17 protein-coding genes and 5 pseudogenes are annotated in these 26,445 nt (G+C 59.2%); 9 read left to right on the forward strand and 13 right to left on the reverse strand.

Translation table 11 applies throughout. The features are described from left to right. The first annotated feature begins 1,302 nt into the window (after positions 1-1,302). Positions 1,303-1,521: a hypothetical protein gene (locus RX329_RS36665; RefSeq protein WP_317245178.1), complete on the forward strand. Its 219-nt coding sequence runs from the start codon at positions 1,303-1,305 to the stop codon at positions 1,519-1,521. Between the two features lie 237 nt (positions 1,522-1,758). On the opposite strand, the pseudogene RX329_RS42185 reads toward RX329_RS36665, so the two are convergent. Then, a pseudogene (locus RX329_RS42185) lies at positions 1,759-1,947 on the reverse strand (cation:dicarboxylate symporter family transporter); the annotation flags it as partial. Further along, the gene (locus RX329_RS36675; protein ID WP_317246473.1) at positions 1,896-2,549 is read right to left on the reverse strand and encodes a hypothetical protein; all 654 of its coding nucleotides are present in this window, start codon (positions 2,547-2,549) and stop codon (positions 1,896-1,898) included. The pseudogene RX329_RS42185 and the gene RX329_RS36675, both read right to left, overlap by 52 nt. 107 nt (positions 2,550-2,656) lie before the next feature. On the opposite strand from RX329_RS36675, the pseudogene RX329_RS36680 reads away from it, so the two are divergent. Further along, a pseudogene (locus tag RX329_RS36680) lies at positions 2,657-3,414 on the forward strand (IS5 family transposase). Between the two features lie 10 nt (positions 3,415-3,424). Here the strand turns inward: RX329_RS36680 and RX329_RS36685 are convergent. Together RX329_RS36685 and RX329_RS36690 are read right to left on the reverse strand one after the other, a co-directional pair. Continuing rightward, positions 3,425-3,979 (reverse strand): annotated as a pseudogene (locus tag RX329_RS36685) (MFS transporter); the annotation flags it as partial. Beyond that, positions 3,895-4,713, reverse strand: a complete 819-nt coding sequence (locus tag RX329_RS36690; RefSeq protein WP_317246505.1) for a hypothetical protein — start codon at positions 4,711-4,713, stop codon at positions 3,895-3,897. The gene RX329_RS36690 and the pseudogene RX329_RS36685, both read right to left, overlap by 85 nt. Before the next feature lie 861 nt (positions 4,714-5,574). On the opposite strand from RX329_RS36690, the gene RX329_RS36695 reads away from it, so the two are divergent. Both RX329_RS36695 and RX329_RS36700 read left to right on the forward strand, forming a co-directional pair. Next, a complete protein-coding gene (locus tag RX329_RS36695; RefSeq protein ID WP_410706176.1) occupies positions 5,575-5,829 on the forward strand; it encodes a hypothetical protein in 255 nt (84 codons plus the stop codon). 1,169 nt (positions 5,830-6,998) lie between these two features. Then, positions 6,999-7,277: a hypothetical protein gene (locus RX329_RS36700; RefSeq protein WP_317245179.1), complete on the forward strand. Its 279-nt coding sequence runs from the start codon at positions 6,999-7,001 to the stop codon at positions 7,275-7,277. Between the two features lie 94 nt (positions 7,278-7,371). Here the strand turns inward: RX329_RS36700 and RX329_RS36705 are convergent, their stop codons facing one another. The 7 genes and pseudogenes from RX329_RS36705 to RX329_RS36730 all read right to left on the reverse strand — a co-directional run bounded on the left by RX329_RS36705 (position 7,372) and on the right by RX329_RS36730 (position 15,792). Then, positions 7,372-7,710, reverse strand: coding sequence for a nitrilase-related carbon-nitrogen hydrolase (locus RX329_RS36705; RefSeq protein WP_317245180.1), 339 nt, complete (start codon positions 7,708-7,710; stop codon positions 7,372-7,374). A 177-nt stretch (positions 7,711-7,887) separates the two neighbouring features. Continuing rightward, the gene (locus RX329_RS42190; protein WP_410706179.1) at positions 7,888-8,301 is read right to left on the reverse strand and encodes an SDR family oxidoreductase; all 414 of its coding nucleotides are present in this window, start codon (positions 8,299-8,301) and stop codon (positions 7,888-7,890) included. A 150-nt stretch (positions 8,302-8,451) separates the two neighbouring features. Beyond that, positions 8,452-8,571: pseudogene (locus tag RX329_RS42195) on the reverse strand (ABC transporter substrate-binding protein); the annotation flags it as partial. An 885-nt stretch (positions 8,572-9,456) separates the two neighbouring features. Continuing rightward, positions 9,457-11,196 (reverse strand): MFS transporter, encoded by a 1,740-nt coding sequence (locus tag RX329_RS36715; RefSeq protein ID WP_317245181.1) that lies wholly within the window; start codon positions 11,194-11,196, stop codon positions 9,457-9,459. Positions 11,197-11,678: 482 nt separating this feature from the next. Beyond that, positions 11,679-13,445, reverse strand: coding sequence for an ABC transporter permease subunit (locus RX329_RS36720; protein ID WP_317245182.1), 1,767 nt, complete (start codon positions 13,443-13,445; stop codon positions 11,679-11,681). Positions 13,446-13,466: 21 nt separating this feature from the next. Next, positions 13,467-14,465, reverse strand: coding sequence for an ABC transporter ATP-binding protein (locus RX329_RS36725; protein ID WP_317246475.1), 999 nt, complete (start codon positions 14,463-14,465; stop codon positions 13,467-13,469). A gap of 220 nt (positions 14,466-14,685) precedes the next feature. Next, positions 14,686-15,792 carry an ABC transporter substrate-binding protein gene (locus RX329_RS36730; protein ID WP_317245183.1) on the reverse strand — a complete coding sequence of 369 codons (1,107 nt, stop codon included), beginning with the start codon at positions 15,790-15,792 and terminating at the stop codon, positions 14,686-14,688. A gap of 277 nt (positions 15,793-16,069) precedes the next feature. Here RX329_RS36730 and RX329_RS36735 point away from each other — a divergent pair, with 277 nt between their 5' ends. The 3 genes and pseudogenes from RX329_RS36735 (at position 16,070) to RX329_RS36750 (ending at position 19,374) form a co-directional block, all read left to right on the forward strand. After that, positions 16,070-17,344 carry an IS256 family transposase gene (locus RX329_RS36735; RefSeq protein WP_317245184.1) on the forward strand — a complete coding sequence of 425 codons (1,275 nt, stop codon included), beginning with the start codon at positions 16,070-16,072 and terminating at the stop codon, positions 17,342-17,344. 1,123 nt (positions 17,345-18,467) lie between these two features. After that, a pseudogene (locus RX329_RS42200) lies at positions 18,468-18,827 on the forward strand (IS21 family transposase); the annotation flags it as partial. Positions 18,828-19,038: 211 nt separating this feature from the next. Next, positions 19,039-19,374, forward strand: a complete 336-nt coding sequence (locus tag RX329_RS36750; protein WP_317245185.1) for a hypothetical protein — start codon at positions 19,039-19,041, stop codon at positions 19,372-19,374. Between the two features lie 1,482 nt (positions 19,375-20,856). Here RX329_RS36750 and RX329_RS36755 read toward each other — a convergent pair. Together RX329_RS36755 and RX329_RS36760 are read right to left on the reverse strand one after the other, a co-directional pair. After that, positions 20,857-22,020 carry a M20 aminoacylase family protein gene (locus RX329_RS36755; RefSeq protein ID WP_317245186.1) on the reverse strand — a complete coding sequence of 388 codons (1,164 nt, stop codon included), beginning with the start codon at positions 22,018-22,020 and terminating at the stop codon, positions 20,857-20,859. Between the two features lie 21 nt (positions 22,021-22,041). Beyond that, entirely contained in the window at positions 22,042-23,202 is a 1,161-nt protein-coding gene (locus RX329_RS36760) for a Xaa-Pro peptidase family protein (protein ID WP_317245187.1), read from the reverse strand. Positions 23,203-24,044: 842 nt separating this feature from the next. Here RX329_RS36760 and RX329_RS36765 point away from each other — a divergent pair. Further along, complete coding sequence (locus tag RX329_RS36765) at positions 24,045-24,740, forward strand: hypothetical protein (protein WP_317245188.1); 696 nt, start codon at positions 24,045-24,047, stop codon at positions 24,738-24,740. A 242-nt stretch (positions 24,741-24,982) separates the two neighbouring features. Continuing rightward, complete coding sequence (locus tag RX329_RS36770; RefSeq protein WP_317245189.1) at positions 24,983-26,008, forward strand: NAD(P)-dependent oxidoreductase; 1,026 nt, start codon at positions 24,983-24,985, stop codon at positions 26,006-26,008. The last annotated feature ends 437 nt before the right edge of the window (positions 26,009-26,445 follow it).

A 26,445-nucleotide genomic window follows, 5' to 3' on the forward strand; every position in this document is an offset into this window, starting at 1 on the left:
GGAACGCACAATGTTTGACGCGCTACCTAGGAACGTGTTTTGTGGTCAATCTGTTTCAAGTCGCTCGTACGGCACGGTGCTCAATAGTGTCAATGTGAGTTGGCGCGAATACCTAGCACCCGAGCCTGTTTCAGTGGCTTGCCAGCGATCTACATAAATATGTGAGGGGGATGACGCGAACTCTGCGCGAGCAGCTGTTTTACCTTGTTGCGCGATCTTCGATGGATAGTTCTTTCGGTAGTCATCTCAGTATTGCTCTAGGCATTCGGCAACATCTGTCTGCGATAAGCGGCGTCTCCGGGGGCAGCAGCGCCGGTTCGGCAATGTTCGTCGCTGCGCTCCACGCCCGAGAAAGCGTCCCCCGATTCGAATGCCGTCGACGGAAAGACATACGCGCGCGCTTTCTCGAATACACTTTCGAGAAGCCGGTGACAGAATGCTCGGGCAGCTACGATCAATTCATTCTGCTAAGGCTGACTTTCAGTCCCATTGGGCGACCGGCAACAACATGCCGGCCCTGTTGTTCAACACGACAGATGCCGGCAGCGGCAGACGGGCCGTCATCTCTCGCTTTGAGTTCGATCCGCTGGCTCCGAAAGGCACGGACCTGTGCGTTCTTGCGGCGATCAAACGTGCGCACTGGCGTTAGACCAAAGGGTCAAGAGCCACTCGCTGCGATTCCGCTCAGCACAGCCGCTTTCACGAGCGCGCGATCTCCCTGGGTTTGCCGGCGGCGATCGTCATGGCGCCGGCAGAGGACATTTACGATTCGCGAGGAACGCTCGAGATGAAAATACCCCGATGATGGCATTTGCTCGCTCTAATCGTTCTCGCCTGGTTTGGCGCTCGTTACGCCCTGCGCAGCTGGCGTTCTCGAAGGCGCCATGAGCACGCTCGGCTCTACAGGGCGCATGGCCACTCTCCTACTCCTGCGAGACTCCCATTCGAGATCCCTGAAGGCGGGCGGCTTTGATGTAGCTGAACGCGCATGTTCAGCCAGAATGGTGTCGCACACCGGGACGCCGTTAGACACGTGAACTCCATGGAAGCAATTGAGTCAGATGAAACCGTGAAGCCGGACGGCCGCGATCCACGACCGTATAATACGCAGAGCTAGGCATACCTGTTCAATCGCCTCTGTGCTTACAGAGCTAATGTGGGTTGCACGGCTTGGCCGATCACTCCGCTAGTCAATCGTCGAGCCGCTTTCGGAAGTTTTATCATTCGGGCTCGTTAGCCTGATGCTGTCATTGATGGTAGCCATCCCCGTATTTCACGCGACCGCCGATCAGAATTTGAGGGATGACTCTGATCCCACGGGTCTGCCTGCCTGACTGCCGCGCGATTCCGACCAGCGCTTGCGCCACGTATAGCTCGATTCCACTGAACGTGTTTCCCGATGTCTTGATCAATGCGCTCATCATCAGCTGCGATCAAGCGTTTTACAGAGGAGCACTGCCCGTATCCGCGACCATTCTGAACTTGATCAATGGCGAAGTGGTGCAAAGCCATCGCTTGTGAGTGCCGGAGCTTGCGGCGGCTGAACAGTATCGCGAAGCGCAATCCCTCATTCTTTGTCCATTAGGCGCGCCTTGGTCACGCAACGGTGGGTAACAAGATAGCGGTGGGTAACAAGATAGCTATGTATTCTATATCAGCCGATGCCGCGAGGGATTTCGCTAGTGGCACGCCGATTGCTGGAGATGTGATTGAAAGCGATCTTGGGCAGAGCGGCGCTGCCGCAGCGCACCGGAAAGGCTCGCCTTCCCACCAGGACACAAATACCGCGGCAATACCGTACCCGATAATGTTCGTAAGCGCACGCACCTCGCTCATGAACTTGTCGATCGAGAATACGATCGCAATGCCCGGGACAAGCTCAGGACTGACCACCGTCAACGTTGCGGCCAGGGTGACGAAGCCGGCACCGGTAACACCGCTTGCGCCCAGGGGCGATGAACCAGAGCAGGGCGGCCAGCTGCAGCACAACATTGAGCACTGAACGCCGTCTGATACGCGATTGAGGGGTAGTGTCCGTCCTTTGCCGGCCATTGCTCGAGAATTAACCCCGTCCCGTACTGAACCAGGAAGGCCCACCCGAAATGCAGAACGTTGAGCACGCCGTTTGCGCGGCCGGTCAATTCGGCCGGAAAGTAATCTCCGATGATCGCGTAGCTGACGGCGATTGCTGATCCGACCACCGCCACAATGATCCATGACGGTAGCGACAGGAAAGGTGGATGCAAGATCAGCGCGAGTTCGGCTGCAATGAACACAGCAGCTATGATCGCGAGCAACGTTTCAATGTTCTTGCCATTCCGGCGCAGCGAATCGGCGACCGTACCGAGCAGCAATGCGCCAATGCTTAGGGCTATCGCCATGATGAGCAATTGTGTGACAAGGCTTGTTCGATCCAACCCTTTCACATCACTCAGCCAAGACGCTGCCCACAAGGACTGCAGGGCGCATGCGGATCCGATACACGTTGAAGAAATCGGCGCAATTCTCCAGAACCACCCATCCGTATAGACGGTCTTCAGACTGACTATGCCTCGAGGGCTCTTCGTAGCTGCGTCTTGCTCTGGAACTAGGGTCTGTACCTAATTAGCGAGTTCTGATTCCCTCGTGCCAAGTTGATTCGGCACGGGGGACTTCGATGCGCAAAGGACTGTTCTGGCTCAACGACAAGCAGTGGGCTCAGATAGAGCCGCATCTGCCAACGAACCAGACCGGCCCGGCGCGCGAAGACGATCGACGCATTATCAGCGGTATCATTCACATGCTCCAGTGCGGCGCACGCTGGCGCGATTGCCCGTCCGACTATGGCCCTTACACGACGATCTACAATCGGTTCAATCGCTGGGCTAAGCGCGGACATTGGCAGGCGATCTTTGAAGCGCTCGCCCGCTGCGGCAAGGACCGAGTGGCTTTGTCGATCGACTCCACCTCGATCAAAGCGCATCGCTCGGCGAGCGGCGGAAAAGGGGGGAGTGTGAACAGGCGATCGGCCGCTCGCGCGGTGGGCGGACCACGAAAATCCACGCGCTGAGCGACCCTGATTGCAAACCTTGCGCATTTCATCTCACTCCGGGACAAGCCGCAGACATTGCCGCAGGGCCGGCCCTTTTGAAGCTCGCGCCGCCCATGTCTTCCCTCGGGGACAAAGGCTACGATGGCGACGGCTTTCGCGCCGAAATCGTCAATCGCGGCGCGAAACCCGTCATTCCAAACAAATCCAACCGGGTAACCCTCCACAGCTTCAGCAAGCGCCTCTATAAAGGGCGCAATGTTATCGAGCGCTGTTTCTGCCGGCTCAAGGATTTCAGGCGTGTTGCTACTCGCTACGACAAACTTGCCAGAAACTTCTTGGCCGCCGTCCACCTCGCCGCTCTCGTCGCTTATTGGATCAATTGAGTCTGAACCCTAAAAAATAGATCACAGCTGCTGTGGTGGCACTGGATGCGGCAAGCACCTCAAATAGACCGCGCCAGCCTATCCAGTTAAGAAATGCCTCGGCTGGTGCGGTTGCCGTCACCGCGCCCAGTGCACCCAGCATGGTCATATAGCCATTGACGAGCGCCACGCGCTCTCTCGGAAACCAGAGGACAATTGTCTTCAGGCCAGACATGAGGGAAGCTGCAGTGCCAAACGCTATCATCGCGCGACCAAGCAGAAGCGACAGGAATCCGCTCGATAATCCGAAAAACGCAGCGCCTGCGGCGGCCAGCAGCAAGAGCGCACTTTGGACCCGGCGCGGACCAAAGCGATCCAAGAGCATGCCCAGCGGAATCTGGCTGCCGGTAACGACCAGAAAGTAGATCGAGGCCAACAGCCCCAAATCGGCTGTACCAAGCTCGAATTCAGAGGCGAGGTGGCCGCAAATGAGCGTATTGATCATCCGAAACAGGTAGGAAAGATAATATCCGGCGGCAAAGGGAAGGAACACGCAAGAGATGATCCGCCAGCTCCAAGGCCGGATGACCAGCTTTTCGCGTGATATCCGCCCAGCGGCATCGCTGCGCGTGCTTCTCCGAGCGCGGCTATTGGCTTTAACAGAAGGCGTTTGGCAACTGTCGAAAGTTGATCTTGCTGCCGCCCTCCTCGGCGACAGCACACGCTTCCGATTTTTTCACCTACGGCGGCCACACAGTGGCGTTCTTCTTCAATTGGCACTCGCGCAACAGCGCGTGACGCCCGGCCGCCCATTTCAGACCCGGATCGGCTGGAATTTCCAAGGCGATCGATTGTCTCCTGCAGCAAGGGCTGACCAAACCGTACGCGCTGGTCGACCTGCTCGGCAAAGGCCTTGAAGCGCTCAAGCCCGAGTAAGCACGCCTCGTGCTGCTTGGATGGCGGCATCGGCGGCGTCAGAGTGAGGTGGTATCGGGCATGGAGGGTCACTATTTCCGCCATCATCGCGACGTCCGTACGCAGACTGAGCACCTGCTCATTCGTTCGCTCGATCGCCTCGTAAACAAGACCCTCTGCAGGCGACGCCGGATCCAGGAAGCGCTCAAGAGCCGCCTCTACGACGACACTCTTGCCCATCCCTGCGCGGTCAGTCGCGGCTTCAAGTCGCCGGAAAATGCTCTCCGAAACTTGAATCGTTATCCTTCTGGTCGGTTGAGCTTCGCTCGGGCTCGGCTGCGCGTCCACCTCAGCTTCATTCCGACTTGAGCTCGGTTCTTCCCGGCGTTCGCCGCCAAGCTGCATACTCCAGCTTCCTTCTCTCTGCGACTGCACACCGCCCGCGCTTGCACGCGCGTGTGGATGTTCGGTCGAAATGGATGAATCGCCCTGCGATGACGCAGGACAAAAGGGCCGAGACCGCATGCCGCTTCAACCGCAGGGACATTCTGGTCGCAGTCTGGCGTACTGAAAGAAGGAAACGGCGGACTCTCCCAAAAGCCAGCGCCAGCGTCTCGTAGCCTCGTGTCCCTCAGACAGTCAGGTCGCCGACAGACAAGCGAGTTCGCGGACGGTACCTGCACCCTTCCTTGAAATCGAAAAAGCTACTGATCCGAAAAAGACGTCCAGAGGGATCTAGACGGCGCGCTCGCGCCGAGACGTCGCGAACGACCGCCGCGGATGCGCCGGCATCATCCCTTTCCGCCAAATGCGCCTCATACCAAGCGCACCAGCTCATGCGCGCGCGGCGGAATACACCCGCGCCTCGTCGATTTCCGGCATGCATCACCAGCGTGCAGTAGAACCTTACAACCGTTCGCGTGCCGCGCGTCGAGCCCGGCTCGTATCTGCTGGCCCGGTACGATCACTCACTTGTCGGGAGGCTTCAGGGGAACTGTCGGCCCCACTGGCGGAAGGCTGGATCGTGAAGCGGGCCCCTCGCTGTGGCTGCAGACGTAGCGCTCGTTGTGCCCGTCCTCGCCAGCGGCGAGATTCATCGGTCCCCCCGCGTTCCGGGCGTCGCTTGCGGATCCGATGGAGGACTGCCATGTTAATTGCCGCTGCCGACGGCGAACTTAGTTGCATTAGATCGGCTGCTATAGGCTCATCGCAGAACATTCCGCGACGGGCCCACCCTGCTCGCCCGCCTTGACGTCGGAGCCGTCGATGTACTTAAGTGCGACCCTGGTAAGCGTCGAGTTGGGGCACATCATGGATGTCGAGTTCTACAGGGGCTTTGCACAGCGCGCCCGCGATCTGGCCGATAAGGCCGACCCGTTCACGCGAAAGCGGCTTCTGGTGCTGGCCGAGAGATACGATGGCTCGGCAAGCCGTCGCCGGCCAGCCGCAACCTTACGCACGCTGCCGCTTCCCCGCACCGTGCCACCCGTCAGCTCCGTCTCCGATGCTGGCGAGGCTTGAAGAGCGCCGGCAGCGAGGTCGACTGCGACGCCAGCAGCGGCAGCAAGCATCAGCCCTCGCATGGGGCTCCAAGGCGCTGGATTTTCCGGGAACGATACACGACCTACACCGTGGAAGGATGCGCACCCAAACCGGAGTGAGCATGCGGGACGTCACGGGTCGACCGTCCTCACCGCGCGTCGGAAGCACTCGGTCGCCGAGCAGCTTGCCGGTGGAGGCATTCACCAAATTGGACCGATGAGCATGCCGGACAAACGACCGGCAGATGCGTGTCGGGACCGATCTGCTCCAGTCCTGTCAGCAGGTGCTGCACGTCTATGCCGGAGCGCGGGCACCTGAAAATTACTGATTGCTCCATCCGGCCAGCATAGGCCTGGATACTGCGCCCTGAAACTACGGTTGTTTACTGAGGGCGGGCGCGCACCTCCGGAGCACCGTGCGGCGACAGTAATGAAGCTTGATGGCGTCTGGAGGCGGCTCTGCGACGGGCTTGCGTATTCTTTGGCCCAGTGCTCAAGCCGCGCGGCTGGGTTCGCATCGTTGATCGATCGCGCAAGCGGGGGCACCTTCTCGGCGGCAATCTGGTTTTATCGTCCTCCATGGAATTCCTAACTCGAAATGGGCGCTCGTGTTGCGCGCTCTTGCATGGAGATCACGTACCTATAGTGCGCGTTTCACTTTCAGCCGGCAGCTTCCCGGCAAGGGTCGCTCGGACCTGACCTCCCGCCGGTGGGGCGCCGCTCGGAAAGACGTACCAAGACGAGCCGTCTCGAGCTGACGACGTGGACTTCCGATATGAGCGGATCCTCATCCGAGGCAACATCCAGATGTCGAGAGGAGGCGCCGCCAGGATGGACAAGGCGGCCGCCAGCGTAACAGTTCGGACGCCTGAAGCGGACTTGCCGCTGCAGTGACGAGGTGCGCTGTAGCCTGGCGGTTGGCGACGCTCCGCAGCAGGGCATTTCTCCAACGGAGAATCGGTCGCTCCGGCTGGGAGGACCATTGAGACCTAAGCGGCGTCCGCAGCACGGTCCTCACGGTGAAGGCCGCTTGTAGCCACGCGCCTGGGAGGAACAATCCGTTCGTGGACATGCGAAGAAAGTGTACGGTCGATTAGGAGGCTGATCAGTTTAGGGCGACTGTAGTGACCGCTTGTATCCATCACTCTCTTGCCCGTCGATTTCGATGAAGTCGAGATCGGCAATCACCTCTCCTTCACCTTCCTTCAGGGACTCGCCTATCAATTGACCGTCGGGGGCAACGATAGCGGTGAAGCAACCGCCCGAAATCGGACCGATAGCACCGCCCGTGTCGTTGGCCTGGTCGGCGTTGTGTCATGCGGTTGCGCTGACGACGAAGCAGGCCGACTCAAGGGCATGCTGCCGGGTGCTCACTTCCGTTTGTTGGGAGAGAAGGGGGCCGAAGATCGAACCGGGGTACATCGCTGAGTGGATCTGCTCGCCATCGGCAATCAAGGCTTATCTGGCCAGCGGGAGATAAGCTCCCAGCACGCGAGCTGGCCGATCCGGCCAACGGCGCTGTCTACGGCGCGAAGGCTGCCGCCACCGTCGCCTTGGCCCAGACCATCCGCTCGTGATAGGTGGGGGTGATCTTTTGGCAACGCTGAATCAGCGTGCCGTCCGCATCGAACAGGAGCTGAGTGTTGTAGATCGATCCTCCGTCCCGCTCGTTGGCGCCGATTGAAAGGACCATTTGGGCATCCTTCGCGGCTTTGGCGATCGCATGCGTCTCCGCAGAGGGAACCGTAGGGGATGGCTCAAGCAGCCTCTGATGCTTCTTGGCAAGCGTGAGGGGCGGCTGGACGAACGAAAAATACGGGTAGTATGGAATGATGGTCTCCGGAAACGTGGCGAAACGCACCCCTTCTTGCCTAATTTGCGAATCTTTTTCGTCATCTTCTCGACCGCCCCCTCTCGGCTGTACAACAGGGGGTGATCTGTACGGCGGCTGCTTTGACGATGTTTGTCATTGTATTCTGCTCATTGTCCGCATCGGAGGCGTGGCATTGGAACTGGTGTAGAGGACGACGGATGACTCTCACGGGGCGGGTTCGAGCACACCGGAAGGGATTATTGGACTCGGGGGTACGTACGTCCGCCATCGACAGCCACGTCGATGCTGGTGATGTAGGATGCGTCGTCGGAAGTGAGGAAAGTCACTCCTCGCGATCTTCCGCGGCTTCCCGAACTGCTTCGCGGGTATCTTCTCCAGCAGGGCCTTTCGGTGTGCTTGCACGCTGACCTCGGAAATGCCGAGCCTCCTAAACAGCGGGCCTTCGATGACGCCCGAGCTCTCGGCGTTTACCCGGACGCTCCGGCGGATCAGCTCGGCGCCAAGCCTTCGCGTGAAGTTGCGCCGTACAGCCTTCGATGCCGATACGGTCGATTTCGCCGCGATTCCGGCCTGATCGGACAAAGAAGACGTGAAAACGATCGCGCTGCCGTTGTGCATCAGCGCAATGCCTTTTGAACGTCGAAATAGGATCTGCGAAATTGACGTTCAAGACGTCAAAGCTCTTCTGCGTTGCTTCCGCGAGCGAGCCGAGATTCGCGGTGTCGGCACTGGCATAGAGACCGTCGAAATGGGGTACGATAGTCTCGCGCATTCCTTCGAAGAGGGATAGATGTAGAGCGTTTTGCCTCGAGAAATGATGACGTCCTTGATGGCATTGCGCATCGCGCTCGAAATGCCTCCAAGCACGAGGCCTGCCAATGTCCGCCTTGCTGCCCGAGACTCGACGGCCGGCTCGTGGACGCACCGCTCGTTTGCCCTGACATGCTCGGCTTTTGTCACCCCAATCCGCCGATGCAAGCGCAAAAGAAGTTTATGCGGCCAATGGATGATGAGTTCGCATCCTGGCTGATCGGCGACATCACGACGGGACATCGGCAGCGACAGGACCGGCCTTTTTTCTATTCGCTCGTTCGGCATCTCGAGGCTTGCACACCTCACTATCTTCAAACGAGCGCAGAGCTCGCGGCTCCAGATGGAGTTCACCCAGGAAGAGCGGGAGATGTACACGACCCTGCGCGCCAACCCAGATCTTGCGAAGCTGATGTTCAACGCGATGGCCCTGCGCTCGTTCGCGGACGATTATGACCGTTCGCCGATCCAGGTGGCACGATTTCCGATCCCGCTCCGGTCTTCGACCACGCCCGTGCTGGCCGCGCCTGCCCCTGCACGTGCCGCGACGGATTTGCCCCTCCCGGGGATGGTGCCGTTCCAGCGCGTGCTGGCGGTCGCCCCGCACAGGCTGACCTTGGTCGTCGTCGGCAACTTGGGGTTTCGTGAACGGGGGGATGCCGATCGAGCCGGCGCACGGCTTCAACCGGGTGGATGGCCTAATCGCAGCGGAATAGCTTGGCCTATTGGCAGCACTAAAACTCGCGGTCGTCACTCTCTGCACATTCCCGGTCCGAGCCTAATCCAATTCCCGATCTCATCCTGGCGCCATTGCAATGCCCATCATCGACCATCGCAGCGTCGAGTTAGCCGCTCTCGGGCGCGATGTGCTTCAGGGGTGCAAGGCGGTGTTTCGGTCCGAGATGCTAAAATTCGACGGTATGCCGTAGAGCAGCATCCGATGGGCCACGGCCATTCCCTTCGCTAGCCCGACCTTCGACTTGGCGCATGTTTACCCGTCTGGCGGCCCGCGTTGCCAAGCTCTTCAACTCCAAGCAGCCCTTGACCCTGCACGACGTCGTTCGTAGTGCGCTCAAGTTCATCTTCTCGGCCGCGTACTGATCCGAATGGGCGCTCCAGCATGCGCCGGACGCGCACGGGCTCAGGACCGATGTGGAAAGCCGATGCCTGCTGATCCAACGCACGCTCTGACTGCGTCGAGCGGTTGCGCTGTCGCAAATAATCCAGCCATGTCGGACAGTGATAGCGTTCGGTCCAAAGTTCGGGATCGGCGATATCGCGCGCGATGGACCAGCCGTAGGCGCCGCTGCGCTGCCTATACAACTGCACGTGCTGCATTACATTGTGAAAGTCCCACGCATTCTCTTGCGCCACCTGATATTCGATTTCGACTACAAGCGGCCCACTACGTCCGGTAATTGCAAGCCGTACTTCGGGATCAGCCAGCATCTCGGCGTCTTCCTCACGAGTGCTGATGCGTGGCATACGCAGCCAGAGTCCCAACACTGGAGACGCCAGCATTAGACCGGCCGAGATTAGGAGTGTGGTTTGCACACCGGCGGCGTCAGCCAAACAGCCCCAGGCCCAGCTCCCGACGGCAATCCCGCCTGATCCCGCCGCCTGGTAGGCCGCGAGCGAACGGCCCGCTACCCAGCGCGGAGCCGAAAGCTGCACCCCAATATTGAACAGCGCCCACGCAATCATCCATACGGCTCCCGCTAGGAACAGCGCAGCCGCTGTCAATACGGGCTCGCGGCTCAATGCTACTGCCGTAATCGCCCCGCCCATAGACAGAGCGCAGGCTCGGATCGCCGCTTCGCCATTTATGCGCTTGCGCACCTCGGTGATGTTGAGTGCGCCGATCACCGCGCCCACGCCAAAGGCGCTAAGCATGATGCCGTAGGTCTGAGCGCCACCATGCAATAGATCGCGCGCTACAAGGGGCATGAGAGCGATGATCCCGCCGCCGATCACGCCGGTTACCATGGAGCGGGCCAGTACAATCTTAATCGACGGCGAATTGATAATGTAGCGAACGCCCGAAATGATAGCGCGGCTAAGCCTTTCGGGGGGAAGACGCGAGGGGACGGGGATGCGTTTCCATAGGAACAGCGCGACTATCAGCGGAAGATAGAGCAACGCGTTGAGCGCGAACGTAGTCACCGCACCCGCGGTTGCAACTACAATGCCGCCAATGGCAGGTCCCACGCTGCGCGCAACGTTGTAGCTGATGCCGTTCAGCGTGACCGCCGCGGGGAGAGTTTCCAACGGAACTTGCTCACTGACCGAGGATTGCCAAGCCGGATCCATGAGCGCCATGCCGCTGCCGACCACGAAGCACAGCGCCAGCAAAAGATTCGGCGTGATCAGCCCGAGCCAGGCGAGCGTCGTCAACGCGGTCGCGCCGGCAAGCGCGATAACCACCGAGATCAGCGCCACGATACGCCGGTCATGCATGTCAGCGATCGCGCCGGCCGGCATCGAGATCAACATGACCGGCAACATCAGCGCGGTCTGCACGAGCGCGACCATGTCGGCCGACGACGTCATCTGCGTCATCGCCCAAGCCGCGCCGACGCTCCGAATCAGGGCGCCCAGATTGGCTAGCACGCTCGCCAGCCAAATTCGTCGGAAGGTGCTGTAACGGAGCGGCGCAGTGATGCCGTCGGCGCTATAGGTGTCTGGCTTGGGGGTATCGGTCATCTGCCTCGCCTCCAACGATTAGGGTCTGGACCAGATCGCTGATGGTCTTGAAAGTCCGATCGCGGCAACCGAGCAACCGCCTCATTGATTGGCGCAGCTGGGGTATGAGGCTCCTGCGAGACTTGCTAATTGCTCTGGGTATTCCTAAACACTGTTGCTTGCCACAGCGAGCGAGAGCCCCCTCTCGGCTTTTCAATTTCGCCCATACAAGATTGTGCAGTGCGATGATGTTCCGCCTCTGAGCAAAGCTCACCCCAGTCGGATCAGCCATGTCCTGCTCGATCATGGTATCGGCTACAAAATTGATGCACCCAACCGGTGAGCGCTGCATGAGCATCACTATCGCTATCGAGATATTGTTTTGTTAGCTGAAGTGCAGACCAGATGATCGTCGCAGCAGCCCGCAATTTGGCCTATCCGGGTCGCATTCGCTATGCAGAATGCATCGTTCTGCTTGAGTCAAACACGGCGTTATCGCTGCCTCAAATCGTGTGGTCGGCGAGCGCGGGCTGAGCTCCTGGCTTCGACCGCCACCATGTGACGTAGAGGGCGACCAGCCAGAGCACGGGCAGAAGCATCAGCAACGACGCCACGGCGGCGATTGTCGGGTCGATCTCGTGGCGCACGTTCTCCCACATCTTGAGCGGCAAGGTACGGACGGAGAAGCCGCTGACCAGCGAAGAGATGACGACTTCGTCGAAGGAGTGGATGAAGGCGAACACGGCACCGCCGATAATGCCCGGTTTGATCAGCGGCAGTGTCACCCTCAGAAAGGTTTGCAGCGGCCCAGCCCGCATGCTCATGGCTGCCTGTTCCAGCCGCTGGTCGAAATTCGCTAGAGTCGCAGAGACGATTACAACGACGTAGGCGATGGCCCCGATGCTGTGCGCGAGGACGATGCCGGTCCTTGAGCCGATCAGTCCGAGCTCAACCACGCCGAGGTAGGTGGCGATGCCGACGACGATAAGCGGAAAGGTAATTGGCGCCAGGATCGCCATCGTCAGGACCGCGCGCAGCCGCGGAAAGGTGCGGCTGATACCGTAGGCTGCGAGCGTTCCGACGATGGTCGACAGGGCTGCGACCGCAAAGGCGATTTGAATACTGGTCCAGGCGGCGCTTGTCCAGGAGGAATCGCCGAAGAAGGAGCCGTACCATCGCAGCGAAAAACCTGTGGGTGGAAATTCAAGCAACGACCCTGGGCTGAACGACATGATGATGACCACTAGCTCGGGAAACAGCAGGAAGATCATGACGAGTGCTACGAACACGGCTCCGACACTTTGCGGCCAGCGGCTTTCGCGCCCGGCTTTATAGAGCTGGACCACCCAGCGCTTTGCTCGATAGTGCGTAGTAAGCTCATTGAGATTGCGCGTCAGCCGACCAAATAAGGCCACCTGGTTTAGCCAGGACCTTCCCCGCGGTAGCGCTGCGCGGCTCTCTGCTCCGGAAAGGTCAAGCCCGAATATGGATAGCATGATGGCAGCAATCGCCAGCAAGATGAATGCCGAGGCGGCGATAGGTGCCAAGTTGAGCGAGCTCGTGACCTGCGCCGCGATGAATGTTGACAGCATGGCGTCGCGCAATCCGCCGAGGGCTTGCGGCGTGATATAGAAGCCGAGGCAAAGCACAAAGACGAGCAACGAGCCGCTGCGCACGCCCGGGAGGCTGAGCGGGAAGAAAACGCGCCAGAAGGCGGAAAAGCGCCGCGCACCCATGCTGCGGGCGGCTGCCATCAGCGAATTATCAATGCCCATCATGACGCTAAGCAGCGGCAACATCATAATCGGCAGCATGATGTGCACCATGCCGATATAAACGGCCATGCGGTTGTAGATGAGCGGGAGCGGACTGTCGACCACCCCAAGGTCCAGCAACAGATCATTGATTAGGCCGTGGTCACCGAGAATCACGGTCCATGCATAGGTGCGGGCGAGCCCGCTCGTCAGATAGGGAATGACAGTGAGCACGATGAGAGCTACACGCACGCGCTTCGACGCGGTCGCGATCAGATAAGCCGCAGGGTAGCCGATGCTGAGGCAAATGGCCGTGGCTATAAGACTTATCTCGATGGTCTGGAAGAGCACACGGACATTCGCAGGTTGGTCGATAAAGGCTCGATAGTAGACGACCGAGAAGGCGGGTGCATCGAGGCTAGTCAAGAAGAGCCCGACCATCGGTATGCCGAAGACTATGAGCAGGATGGCGAATGCTGGCACCGTGAGCATTCCCCCCCATTTCTGGATTTTCATTTGCGTGCCCCTCTCATAAACTCATACTGCCACGAAGCGGACGTCGGAACGCAGCCAGTCGATCCGCACATTGTCGCCCGGCCGGAATATCTCCTGGCCAGATGCGACGTGCTCGCGCACGGTGAGCACCGTGCACCCAACCCGAACTTGGTATTTGCGTAGCGGACCAGCATAGATCATGTCACTTACTATGCCAGCGATGAACTGGCGCTTGTCTGCATCTACGCGCTTCGGTGCTGTGGGAGCGGCGACGCAGATGCGTTCCGGCCGGATCATGGCCATAGTGCCGGACGGTTGCGTGGCATCGGAGTCGACGGCGAAACCGGGATTATCCAGGATGTTTGCCTCGCCCAGAAAATTCGCCACAAAGCGCGTCGCAGGACGGTCGTACAAGGCTTCCGGCGAGTCGCTCTGCTCGATCCGCCCGGCTCGCATGACGACGATGCGATCCGATAGAGTGAGTGCTTCATCCTGATCGTGCGTGACGCATATGGTGGTTTTCCCGAACTCCCGATGCAGGCTCTTGATCTCACCTTGCATCTGCTCGCGAAGGTTACGATCGAGGGCCCCGAGCGGCTCGTCGAGCAGGAGGATCGGTGGATCGGCGATGAGTGCGCGGGCAAGCGCCACGCGCTGCTGTTGGCCGCCGCTCAGTTGGGAGGGCATGCGGCCACTAAACTCCTTGAGATGCACGCGCTCAAGTATGCGATCGACCCGTGTTGTCCTGTCCGCGGCTTTCATACCGCGCATCTCTAGCGGAAACTCTAGGTTTCGGCGCACTGTGAGGTGCGGAAACAAAGCATAGCTCTGGAAAACGATACCTTGATCCCGGCGATAGGAAGGCACTGCGGCGACCGATTTCCCAGCAATGAGGATGTCGCCCTTAGTGGGTGCGACGAAACCGGCAAGCAACATCAGCGCAGTCGTCTTTCCCGAACCGCTAGGACCGAGAATGGTTAAGAACTCGCCGCGGTGAACTGTCAGTGACAAGTCTTCGACCGCGGCGACTTGCCCGTACATCTTAGTAACGCGGCAAAATTCGATCTGGGCGGAAACGGGAGCTTCCTTCAACGCATCACCATCAGCAAGTGGAAAAACGGTACTTTTGTCATGAAAGGTCACGAATAGCGCTCCAGTGCGATCGGGATGTGGCCCCCGAAAAAAACAAAGGGTGTCAGCCGCACTCTGTTCCTCCCCAGAGGTCGGCAAGGCGATCGTGGGATCGCCGCGCCGCGCAATGCTACTGAAGGATCCACTCGTTCCAGCGCCGAATCAGCCGCTCAGTGTTCGTCAGGCCATCGGATCCGGCCTCGAGGTACCATTCTCCATTTATGCGAATGCTATTTTCCATGTAGCGTGGATTGCTGGCGAGCTTGCTCGCCACGTTTTCCGGTATCAGCTTAAATGCGTTGAGGTTGGTCGGGCCATAGGAGATGAGCTTAGAGAAGGCCGCTTGGCGGTCAGCCCGCAAGGCGAATTCCAGGAACTTCTGCGCGTTGCGCACGTTCGGGCTGCCTTTTGGGATGACCCAATAGTCCCACGTCAGCTTGGCCTGGTTATGATTTATCTCGAGGGGCGCGCCTTGGTCTATCAACAAGTTTGCCCGTCCGTCGTAGGACTGAGTAACATCGAGGACCTTATCGTGCATCATCTGCTGAATCTCGGACCCATTCGCCCAAAACTTGCGGATATATGGCTTGATCTTGTCCAGGCTGGCAAAAACTCGATCGATATTCATCGGATAGATGGCGTCCGGAGCCACGCCGTCTGCCAGCAGAGCTTCCTCCCAGGGGCCCTCACCTCCGGTTTGGCCGGAGACGAGCGAACGAGCGCCCGGAAATTTCTTGACATCCCAGAACTCGGCCCAGGAGTTCGGCCGGGACTTGCCAGCCGGGAACTTCTGGGCGTTATAAACCATGACGAAGGAATACACGATCGGGGATATGCCGAAAGGGCGCTTGGCGAAATCCGCGATGCCAGCCAACTCGTCCTTCTTGAAGATCGAGTAGTCGATCTCCTCGAGCAAGCCTTTCCGACCTGCTATAGTGGCACTGCCTTGGGTTAGCGGGACTATGTCGACAGTAACGGATTTCGTCTTTGCCATCAGCTCAATCTGAGCCAACGTAGTCTGGTCGGTGATCGGGGTTACCTTGATGCCAGTCTCTGCTTGGAACGGTTTCACGTAGGCTTCGATGACCGCTTTTCCTGCGTCACCACCCCAGACCAACATTCGCAGCTCGTCAGAGGATTGCGCCGAAGCCCGGCGGATGCCGGAAGATAGCGCCCCGGCAGCTACGACAGACGACGTCGCCTGTATGAAGCGTCTGCGATCAATCAATTGGCTCATTGTTCGTCTCCCCTCCGTTTGGTTTAGCGCCCTAGTCGACAAGGGTCACTATCACACAAATTTACCGAGCCCCCGGAGGACAAATTCCTTTATATCGGTGCCAATAACGCAGAAGTTCTGCAATTGGGGCGCGGGATGCGAAGGTTTTCAGCCATTAAGTCCTAGTCTTTTGGGACTGGGGGATGTCCCGGGTTCTGTTGAATTTCTGAAGAGGTCGGCGTTGCCCACCTTGAGCCGGTAGGCTCGGGGTGCTGATTCCACAAAGGAGAGCAACGCCATGACGAGAGATATCACACCGGCTGGTTCGCCGGCGACCGGGGCTGTGGACGAAGCGTTTGCAGAAGTGCGGGCGAGCTTCGATCGGTTCTGCCTTGCGGCAGGGATCGAGGCGCTCGGCACGATGGTGGAGGCGGATGTCACGGCGGCCTGCGGGCCGCGCCACGATCGCGACGCGGCGCGGCGGGCGCACCGTTGGGGCCGAACGCGGGGACGGATCGGCTTCCACGGCGGCAAGATCGAGGTCGAGCGCCCGCGGGTCCGGGGCGTGGATGGCGGCGAGGTCACGATCCCGAGCTGGGAAACGGCGGCGCAGGAGGATTGGCTCGGTCGCTGGGCGATGAACCTGATGCTGATCAATGTGTCGACGCGCCGGTTCGGCCGCGCCGTCCGGCTGCCCGAAGGTGACGTGCCGGCACCGCCCGGATCGGGGGTTTCGAAGTCGGCGGCCTCGCGGAGGTTCGTAGCGCTGTCGGCGGCGCGGCTGGCTGACTTCATGGCTGCCGATCTGTCCGCGCTCGACCTTCTGGTGGTCCAAATCGACGGGCTGCATCTCGGCGACGATCTCGTGCTGGTCGCCGCGATCGGAGTTGACGGCGAAGGCAACAAGCATCCGCTGGCGCTGGTGGAAGGGGCGACCGAGAATGCCGCAACGGTTCAGGCCCTGCTGGACAACCTGGTCTCGCGCGGGCTCGACCCGACGATGCCAAGACTGTTCATCGCCGACGGCGCGAAAGCGTTGTCGAAGGCGATCCGCCGCACCTTCGGTTCGGCCGCTGCGATCCAGCGCTGCCAGATCCACAAGGCGCGCAACATCATGGAACGCCTGCCGAAAGAGCATCATGCGCCCACCCGTCGGGTGCTGCGCCAGGCGTGGGAGCTCGATGACGCCGACAAGGCTGAAAAATTGATCCGCAATCTCGCGCGTCGCCTCGACCAGCAATGGCCCGGCGTCGCGGCCAGCATCCTCGAAGGCCTCGACGAAATCCTGACTGTCGTCCGGTTGAAGCTGCCGAAGGAGCTTCGTCGATCGCTCGCCTGTACCAACATCGCCGAGAACATGATGGGCACCATTCGCCGCGTCACGCGCAACGTCAAACGCTGGCGGGATGCCGGTATGGCCTTGCGATGGGTCGCGGCCGGCATGATCGAGGCCAACAAGGGCTTTCGACGATTGAAGGCGCATAAGCAATTGTCGGTTCTGCGTGCAGCCCTTCAAGCTCACCACGATCGCATGACGATCAAGCCCGTTGCCCACGTCTCGAGGGCCGCGTAACATTCATCCCGGCAACGTCGGCCCGACGTAGTTCAACACCGATCGGGACATCCCCTGGGACTGAGCGAGATCGATAGCCCGCGCTTATAACGTCTCGTGGGCCGTCATGAACCAGGGGCCTTCAGTAAGGCAGACGCTCGTTTTGCTGCGAAATCACATTTCGATTATCTCTTGCGACAGGCGGGAGCGGGTTTCGGCATCGGTTTCGGGGACGCGGCATAGCCGAAGTATTCGTCGATCCAATTTCCAAGCATCAGATGGAACGTCATATTTGGCATCAGAACAGTCAGATCATTCTCCGGCTGATGACCGTCGGTTCTGTCCAGTCGATTCCGCTGGCGTAGCCGCACCGGGATTCTTTTAGCCGGCGATTTCGCCTTCGTGAATTCGCAGGCGGTCCGAAGGTTTGCCGATCGAGAACGTCCGCATCAGGGCTGAGACATAGCCTGACGCATACCGCCGAATTCGAGGCTGATCTGGGAGCCCTGCCGGAAAACATCTGCAATCCACCGGATACGAGCTGTAGTCGAACGTAAACGCTCAGCCTGGGCCCTGTTGAGGCTGGCTTGACGTTTTTGCGGAATCGCCACGGCATGAGATCTTCAATTCTGCTATTGGATGGCCGTCGATGATCGCCCCGAGAGTTTCGGCGATGTAGGTGGCCGGGCTGACATCGTTGAGCTTGCAGTCGCGATGATCGACGCAAGCAAGGTCCAATTTTCAGCCCCGAGCTCATGACCGGCGAAGAGCGCATTTTCCCGGTCGGGCAGACTGGCCGGAACGAGTGCTCCTTGCGCGGGGCTAGCCGGATAGCCTGCGATGACCGTACAATAGCTTCGATGGCGTATAGCTGTGCGATGTGCCGAACGGCCGGCGATTTACTGTTCCGGCCAATTTGACGAAGCGCCAGCGCAAATGGCTCCAGCAATGCACGAGGTCCATGGCCCTTGCAGTCGAGCGACTTCGGTAAACCGGTCATAACCGTCATAGGCATCGCATTCCAGGAAGCTTCCGCAAAAGCCATCCAGGACTGCTCCGCGAAGGCGCCGCTGCGAGCTGGGCATATCGGAACAGCACGATCGGAGGATTTGGGCCACGACCGGGCGTTCGAGGGCACCTGCACGGCATCTACGATAACATGAAGACCGCGGTGGAGACGATCTTTGTCGGCAAGGATCGTGGCTAAACTCGCGTTTCCTGCAGATGTGCAGCCACTACCTGGTCGACCCGGTTGCCTGCACGCCGGCCTCGGGCTGGAAGAAGGGGCAGGTCGAGAACCAGGTTGGGCTGGTCCGGGAACGCTTCTTCACGCCGCAGCTGCGGTTCAAAAACCTGGACGAAAGGCGCATCGCCATCCGGAGTTGGCCATCAGACGATCTGGGAGGTATTCGAAGGCGAACGTCCTAAGCTCGTCCCCTATGTCGGTCGGTTCGACGGCTTCCACGCGGTGCCGGCGTCGGTCTCGAAGACCTCTCTGGTGCGCTTGGTGCGCGGCGCGAGCTCACGGCGGCGGTGGTAGAGGGCTATCGATCAGCAGGGCGGGCAGATACGGGGCGCATACTCGACGAGCTTTGCGCGGTGACGGGCTGGCATCGCAAGCACGCGGTTCGGGCGCTTGCCAACCATGGCGCAATTTCTCCGGAGGCTAGGCGGAAGCGAAGGCCGACCTATGGCGCCCCTATAAGGATGCGCTGGTGGGGCTGTGGGAGGCCTCGGATCGGATCCGCGGCAAGCGGCTCAGGGTAATGATTCTGCTGCCTTCGCTTGAGCGGCATGGCCGGCTCAAGCTCGACCAGGCGGATCGAGCGTTCGTGCTCCGCGTCAGCGCAGCCACGATTGATCGTCTGCTGGTCGAGACCAAAACGGCCGCGGCCGGCGGTAAGCGCCGGCGGGTCGGCTTTTATTCGGCGGTACGGCGTGAATTCCCGATCCGGACGTTCAACGACTGGCACGATCCGCCGCCGGGGTTCTGCGAGCTCGACATGGTGGCTCATGGCGGCACATCTGTAGCTGGTTTATTCAGACGTTGACGATGGTCGACGTCGGCGACTGGTTGGACCGAATGCATGCCGCTGATGACGCGCGAGAGCGGCCTCGTCGTGCGAGCCATGGAGCGCGCACAGAACCTCTTTCGCTGGCTCGTTCTCTGCGCCGACTTTGACAATGACAGCGCGTTTAGAACGACGTTGTCGTGCCCTGGTGCCGCACGCAAAAGATCGAGGTGAGACGTTCGCGCGCCTACAAGAAGAACGATGAGGCTTTCGTTGAGCAGAAGAACGGCGCGGTCGTCCGGCGACGTGAGATATGGTCGCTTCGATGTTGTCGAGACGACGCGGGTGCTTGAACGTTTGTATGAGCATCTCATCTGCACACCAACTTCGCCAGCCGTCCTTCAAGCTGAAGAACAAGCGACGCGAGGGCGCGAGGTGATCGAACGCTATCATGTTCCAGCCACGCCGTATGAACGCGCGCTGGCGTATCCGAGGTTGCAGCAAGGTCGTCAAACGGCGCTCTCGAGAGCTTTAGCGCGCGCTCGATCCCGTGGCGCTGCTGGCCGAGATGAGAGACGCCCAGGCGGAGCTCCGCACGCGCGTCGACGCCCGATCGGGTAGGCTCGCGGCAGCAACCAGCCCATAGGCGCCGACAAAGAACGCAACAGCGTTCGCGAAGGGGCTCGGCAGTGACGTGCATCTGGGGGGAGCAGCGCATCATCCATCGGCGCATGCACAAGCCAAAGAAGCGCATGAGAATGCGATCAATGCTCGATCCGCACCTCGCCAACATCGAGCGCCGGCTGGCGGCCGAGCCCCGTCTGACCGCGCTGGCAATTCTCGGTCGCCTCGTCGAACAATGCCCAGGTTCAGCCCGCCGCAGCACACCATCGTGCAGCTCTTGTTGCGATCCCTCACGCGCAAAGCAGCCGAGACGATTATCCCGCGCACGCCTGAGGGTGCGGCACTGGCCGGTGATCCCGGCACTGGGGCCGCAGCGTATGATGGGCACTCCGCGACGTTCCCAGTCCCTCCGATCCTGCGAGCGATGACGCAACCTCGGACCGGCCGAGAGTCGGAGCTACATCCGTGAGCGAAAGTAACACCCTCAGGCGAGGCAAAACGGGGCTCAACTTTGAACGCCGATTGACACACACGGTGCCCCGACGGCCCTTCAAGAACGTCCAGCCGGCTCACCGATCCTACCGATGAGCCGTCCAAATGGACGTCCTTTTTACATCCCATCCCGAACCTCCGTCCAAGCCGGAGGCTTCTTTGCAAGGCTATCCAGATCCCGAAGCAAGGGCTCCGGCTAAGCGCTTATCGAATGCGGCGACGCACACAAGAAAAAGGCCGACAGATTCGTGCCAGCTTACCGTCTGCACGGCGCACCAAGGTCGCAATGATCTCTGCGGCCGCATCAATCTCACTAACATCCGGACGAACGACTTCTTTCGCCCGCCGCATTCCCGCATCCGCATGCCAGCAGACTGCGCACCTAACGCGCTCGGGCGACGAACCTCAGGCAACTAGCACCGTCTCTACCAGGTTCACCCAATAACCGATGCCGTAAGGCATCGCCTCGTCATTGAAATCGTATGCCGGGTTGTGCAGCGAAGCGGTCGATCCGTTACCAAGGAATATGAAAGCCCCCGGCCGCGCCTCGAGCATGTAGGAGAAATCCTCAGAGCCCATGCGAGGTTTATGCTTGTCGCTCACCGAGGCAGATCCGACAAGATTGCGTGCTGCCTTGATCGCAAGATCGGTCTCATCTGTATGGTTGACCGTGACAGGCTCGAGCCGCCGATACTTAAATTCGATTTCTGCACCAAATCCCTGCGCAATGCCCCGGGCTGCGGCCGGAATCTGTTGTTCGGCGAAATCGCGCAAGCTAGGCACGAGGGTCCTGACGGTGCCGGCTATTTCAACATCATCGGGAATGATGTTGTAGGCCGTTCCCGCATTCAGCTTGGTGACGGAAATTACGAGCGATTCGGTCGGGTCCGTATTACGCGAGACCAAGGTTTGCAGACCCATGATAATCTGTGCCGCGATGACAATTGGATCGATGTTCCTGTGCGGGCTAGCCGCATGGCCTCCCCTGCCCTTCACGATAATGTCGAATTCATCGAGCCCGGCCATGATCGGACCGTTGCAAATGCTGAACTTGCCAATGTCCAAGCCCGGCGAGTTGTGCATGCCAAAGACTTGGGAGATGCCAAAGCGGTCCATGATGCCTTCCTGGACCATCTTTTGGCCGCCGCGTCCATCTTCTTCTGCAGGCTGAAAGATGAGGGCAACGGTGCCCTTGAAGTTGCGGGTATCCGCAAGATACTTCGCAGCACCCAGCAGCATGGCGGTGTGACCGTCGTGTCCGCATGCATGCATTTTACCTGGTATTTTCGAGGACCAAGGCTTGTTTGATGCTTCAAGGATTGGCAAGGCGTCCATATCCGCCCTCAATCCGATCGTGGGCCCCTCTCCACCCTGCCCCTGAATCAACGCCACAATACCAGTTTCAGCTATCCCCGTTTCGATGTGATTGATACCGAAGGAAGCTAGTTTCTCAGCTATGAACTCCGCAGTATTCGGCAACTGGTAATCGAGCTCGGGATTTTCGTGGAGATAGCGGCGCCACGCGGTTGCCTCTCTCTGTAGATCCCAAAAAGTATCAATGTTATGCATGCCCGGTCCCAACCTTTCGAATTAGGCGCGATAGAGCGTGTGTGGTGTACGGCTGAGTATTTCGTTGCCACGCTCCGTCACCAAGACGGTTTCGCTGCAGCCACTCATGTAACCGCCCTCTCCGAGGAGAATGACCGGCATGTGAACGGTCATGCCAGCTTCAAGGACATCGATTGCGCCAGGTTCCAAGCTCATGTTGCCGCGCTCGTTCCAGGGAGCGCCGGTTTGATAACCGACCCGATGGTTTAGCGCCCGCGGGCGCCCAGATCGCTCGACCACCTTGCGTGCCGCCGCATCCACCTCTCCCGCTGTGACGCCCGGACTGATTGCGGCGATCGCCGCTTCAAGGGCCTCCTCTGCCAAAGCGTGGAGAGATTCGGTCTCAGAATGCCGGCCGAGCACGGCGCTGCGGACCAAAGGTCCGACGTATCCTTGCTTCGTCCCGCCGACTTCAACCATGGCAGGCTCGTTGTTCCTGATCGGATGTCGCGTCAGTTTGGTGTGTGGCAGCTTGGTCCGATCACCGAACCCGATTGAAACCAGCCGGACCTCGTCGCCACCCGCCTCCCTGACCTTGCCCTGAATGGTCGCGGCCATTTCCGCTTCGGTAACCCCATCCCGTAGCGCTCGCTGAAACGCGAGCACCGCCATGTCGGTCATAGCCATAGCATCGCGGATGGCCTTGATTTCCAGCTCGTTCTTCACGGCCATCACCGATGGGACAAGACGGGAGGCATCGGCGATCTTCATATCCGGAAGGCGGGCCTGAAGCGCACTTACATCGGCCGGCGCAAGATTCCAGCAGCCGAGCTCAAAGCCCACCCTGCGGCTTGCTAGGCCCAACCGCCGAAGAGCATCGGCGCACACGTTGGCAAAGTCCGGCTGCTCGGCATAAGCAATGATCTCATCGATGCAGCTTTCTGCGCGGACGCCGTTCAGCTCGAATTCGCGAACCACGTATGTCGGCGCCCGCCCGGGCACCAGGATCAACGGGAATGGCATGAAGTAGGCCCCCATTCCATCGTACCCGGTGAGGTATCGAAGATGACCATGGGCCGTGACCACCAGCGCATCGAGGTCAGCGCGAGCTACCGCCTCAAGCACCTCTTTCTGACGGCGCTCGTATTCTGATTTCTGAAATGGTGCTCCGGTGAAAGGAATCGGTGCGAATGCTGCGGTCATACAGTTAGCTCCATTGGTCAGCGCCTCGTGGCCAGATTAGACTGGCACCGTGGGGGGTTTGATGCTACTTTTGGCTCGGATGCGCAGCCCTCCTGCATTTCCATGAGACAAAGTGCGGGAAATCCGCGAGAAGGCAAGCGGGTAGGACCCGGCCATGCTGTCCTAGTAACCTCACGATCGTGATCGTGCCCGCCAAGCTCCTCGAGTCATGTGGTCGGTCGCTCATCCAACTGTACCACGGTGTGAATGCAGCAAAGCCCCTAACTGGCTCCGGTACGATCATCCTTTTCTCGTCAAGCGAAAACGGTTTCGACAACTCCTCCGCGTTGGTGCCATTCATTCGACGGTTTCGATCGCCCGCGCATATTCGCCCAATGCTTCGGCCGCGGTCTTGGTGCCGCTGCTGCAGCGTCGACCTTTCTTTTTAGAATTCGTGCGGCGCGAACGAGAAGCGGGCCCCGTTACATTGGCGTGTATGTTGGACCAATGCAGCAGACCGGTTGGTGCTGACGTCAAAGCATCATCGAGATCCGAACCGCGGCTATGGGGACGCGCCGAATTCGTGCTCCGTCGCCGGATTCATAAGGGCCAAGTCGGTGTCGTTATCGCCTGAGCGCCACGACCCGCTGATAAAACGTTTTTAGCTTGGGTCGTCTGACATTCCTAACTGTGCCTGCCCGCCTTGAGGATGCGCCTGCCCGATCACAATTTGCGTTTATTGGCTAGAAACCTCACTCCCGATCAGACGCAGGATTTCAGCCTTACCAGCGCAGAATGAGCGGAATCCGGCCGCGAAGGGCTGGTATGGATGAAAACAATGCACACACTCTCGGAGGCCCCAAATGGCATCACAGACGCCACGCTCTCTCGGAATCTTGAACCTTGAACGTGGTCCGGAAACCTTCAAGCCGAAGCCCGGCTCGTTAATGAACCCGGACACCTTCAAGTTCCCGGTTATCTCTGAAACCGTTGCGGGAGCTTGGGCTGACGTCGTGATCCGCGGCGATCAAGCACTCGAACCGGCCTACATCGCTGCTGCTCGGCGATTGGTCGAACGCGGCGCTGTCGTAATAAGCTCGAACTGCGGCTTCTCGATTCGGCATCAGGCAGCGGTGGCGGCGGCGGTGAATGTCCCCGTTGTGATGTCGAGCCTGCTCTTGGTGCCTTCTTTGCTTCGACAGCTGCCGCCCGCCGCAAAGCTTGCGGTCGTGACGGCTGATTCGACTCATTGCGGCAAAGATCTACTCGGGGTTGACGATCCGGCTGAACGGGCGAGGGTTGTTGTCGGAGGTATTGAAGGTGGGAAGTTGCTGCAAAACGAGATGCAGCGTCCGCCGGTGCCTACTGATATCGCCGATATTGAAACGGATGTCGCCGCCTGTGTTGCACGACTTGTCCACGCGCATCCGAACATCGGGGCGTTCCTATTTGAGTGCACGGGCTTCCCGATGGTCACAGCGGCGATCCGTCGCGCAGTAAGGCAGCCCATCTACGACGTCGTGGACCTTTGCCGGATCACGTTGGCGTCCGTTGGCTGAGGGGCCGTTACGGGACATGGAAGTTTCAACGCGCTGGAACCATACGGAATCAGCGTCCGGGAAAACATGTGCCGAGCGCTTTTTTGTGCAGAATTCCTTCAAATGGCGGCGCGTTGCGCTGTCTTTCTGCGCGACCTGCTCTTTAGTATCTGCCCAAGTGGCTCGCCAAGTCCGGCCGATAATCAGCCCACCTTCGACGGACAATACACTTACGAAACCCCAAACTCTGGAGAAACGGCGCGATGAAGGTCGTTAGCTTGTGGCATGCGACAGACGATGAGCTCAATTACATCAAAAAGAAGTTGCCAAGTTCTACCGAGCTTGTTGCACCAAAAGGCGAGTACTTTTCTCGCTTTGAAGCCTCCTACTCCGATTTGGAGCGCCACGCGGTGGACGCTGATGCGTTCATCGGCTGGACTCTTCCAGCGGGCATACCGGAAATTGCGCGCAAGCTTAAAATCTTGTCTTGGTTTCACTCCGGCGTTGACGACCTCGCTGAAACAGGGGTTCTCAGGCTAGCGAAGGAACGCGGTTTCAAAGTGACGAATATTCGTGGTGCAAATGCGGTTGCGGTTGCCGAGCAGGCGATGATGTTTGTGCTTGCCCTCGCGAAGCAGACCGTTATCAAGCACCAAGCAATGCACGATATGCGTAAGTTTTTTCCTCTGTTCGGAGACGAGAACCGATCGGCGATGCTGAGTGGTTGCACGATTGGAGTGGTCGGGGTTGGAAACATCGGAAGTCGCATTGCGAAACGAGCGAAAGCATTCGACATGCAGGTTATCGGGGTGCGTCGCAACAGGGACCTGCCCGCGGAATACGTAGATTCAATGCACGGGCTTGACGAATTGCATTCGGTGCTCGGGAAATGCGATTATGTAGTTCTGGCAACTCCCAATACGAATGAAACGTTTCGATTCTTTGGAAAGGCTGAGCTGGCTTCTATGAGGCCATCGGCGTTTCTCATTAACATCGCCCGGGGTAACTTGGTTGAAGAGAAGCCGCTTTATGAGGCGCTCACAACCGGTCGTTTGCGGGGGTACGCCGCTGATGTTTGGCCAACATACAAATTTGGGCGCGCGTTTCCAGTGAGCTATCAATCTCGTCTGGAACTGCACAGGCTTCCGAATGTACTCGGCTCCAACGACCAATCTCACAATGCCGATGGCGTTCTGGAACGGTATATCGAGTGGGGCGTAGAGAACATCGTCGAGTTTACGGCGGGAAGACCACTTTCGCGCGAGATTAACCTGGATCTCGGCTACTAGGAGCGGATAATCGAGTTCATGGATCGCCGAGAAATCGGCGATCCATGAGAGTGTTTGATCGATTCTTCTGCCGAACGGATACGGGTTCTCGAAGAGCTATTGTTGCCGACCAATGCCGTGGTAGATCTCCCGAGCGCGTAGCGATCGTCGCAATCTGTAATCCCCAGTAACAGAGCGAGCAACAGCTTCCTAGGCTGAACGAAGTAACGCCACGACCGGTTCACATGCCTCTGCGCGCATAATGGGCATTTCTTTTTTTCATAAGCTCAATGATTGGTGTTGGCGGAAGCATCCCGACCTAGACTAATTCGGACTCTGGATACGGCACCAGCCATCGATTTGGGTTGATCTTGTGAACGAAAGAACTCGTCATCTTTTGTGCAATTGATCTTCTACCGAAAACAATGGACAGGATTAAGCTGCTTTCAGCTCCATCT

This window comes from Bradyrhizobium sp. BWC-3-1 (genome assembly GCF_032917965.1).
GTDB lineage: Bacteria > Pseudomonadota > Alphaproteobacteria > Rhizobiales > Xanthobacteraceae > Bradyrhizobium > Bradyrhizobium canariense_D.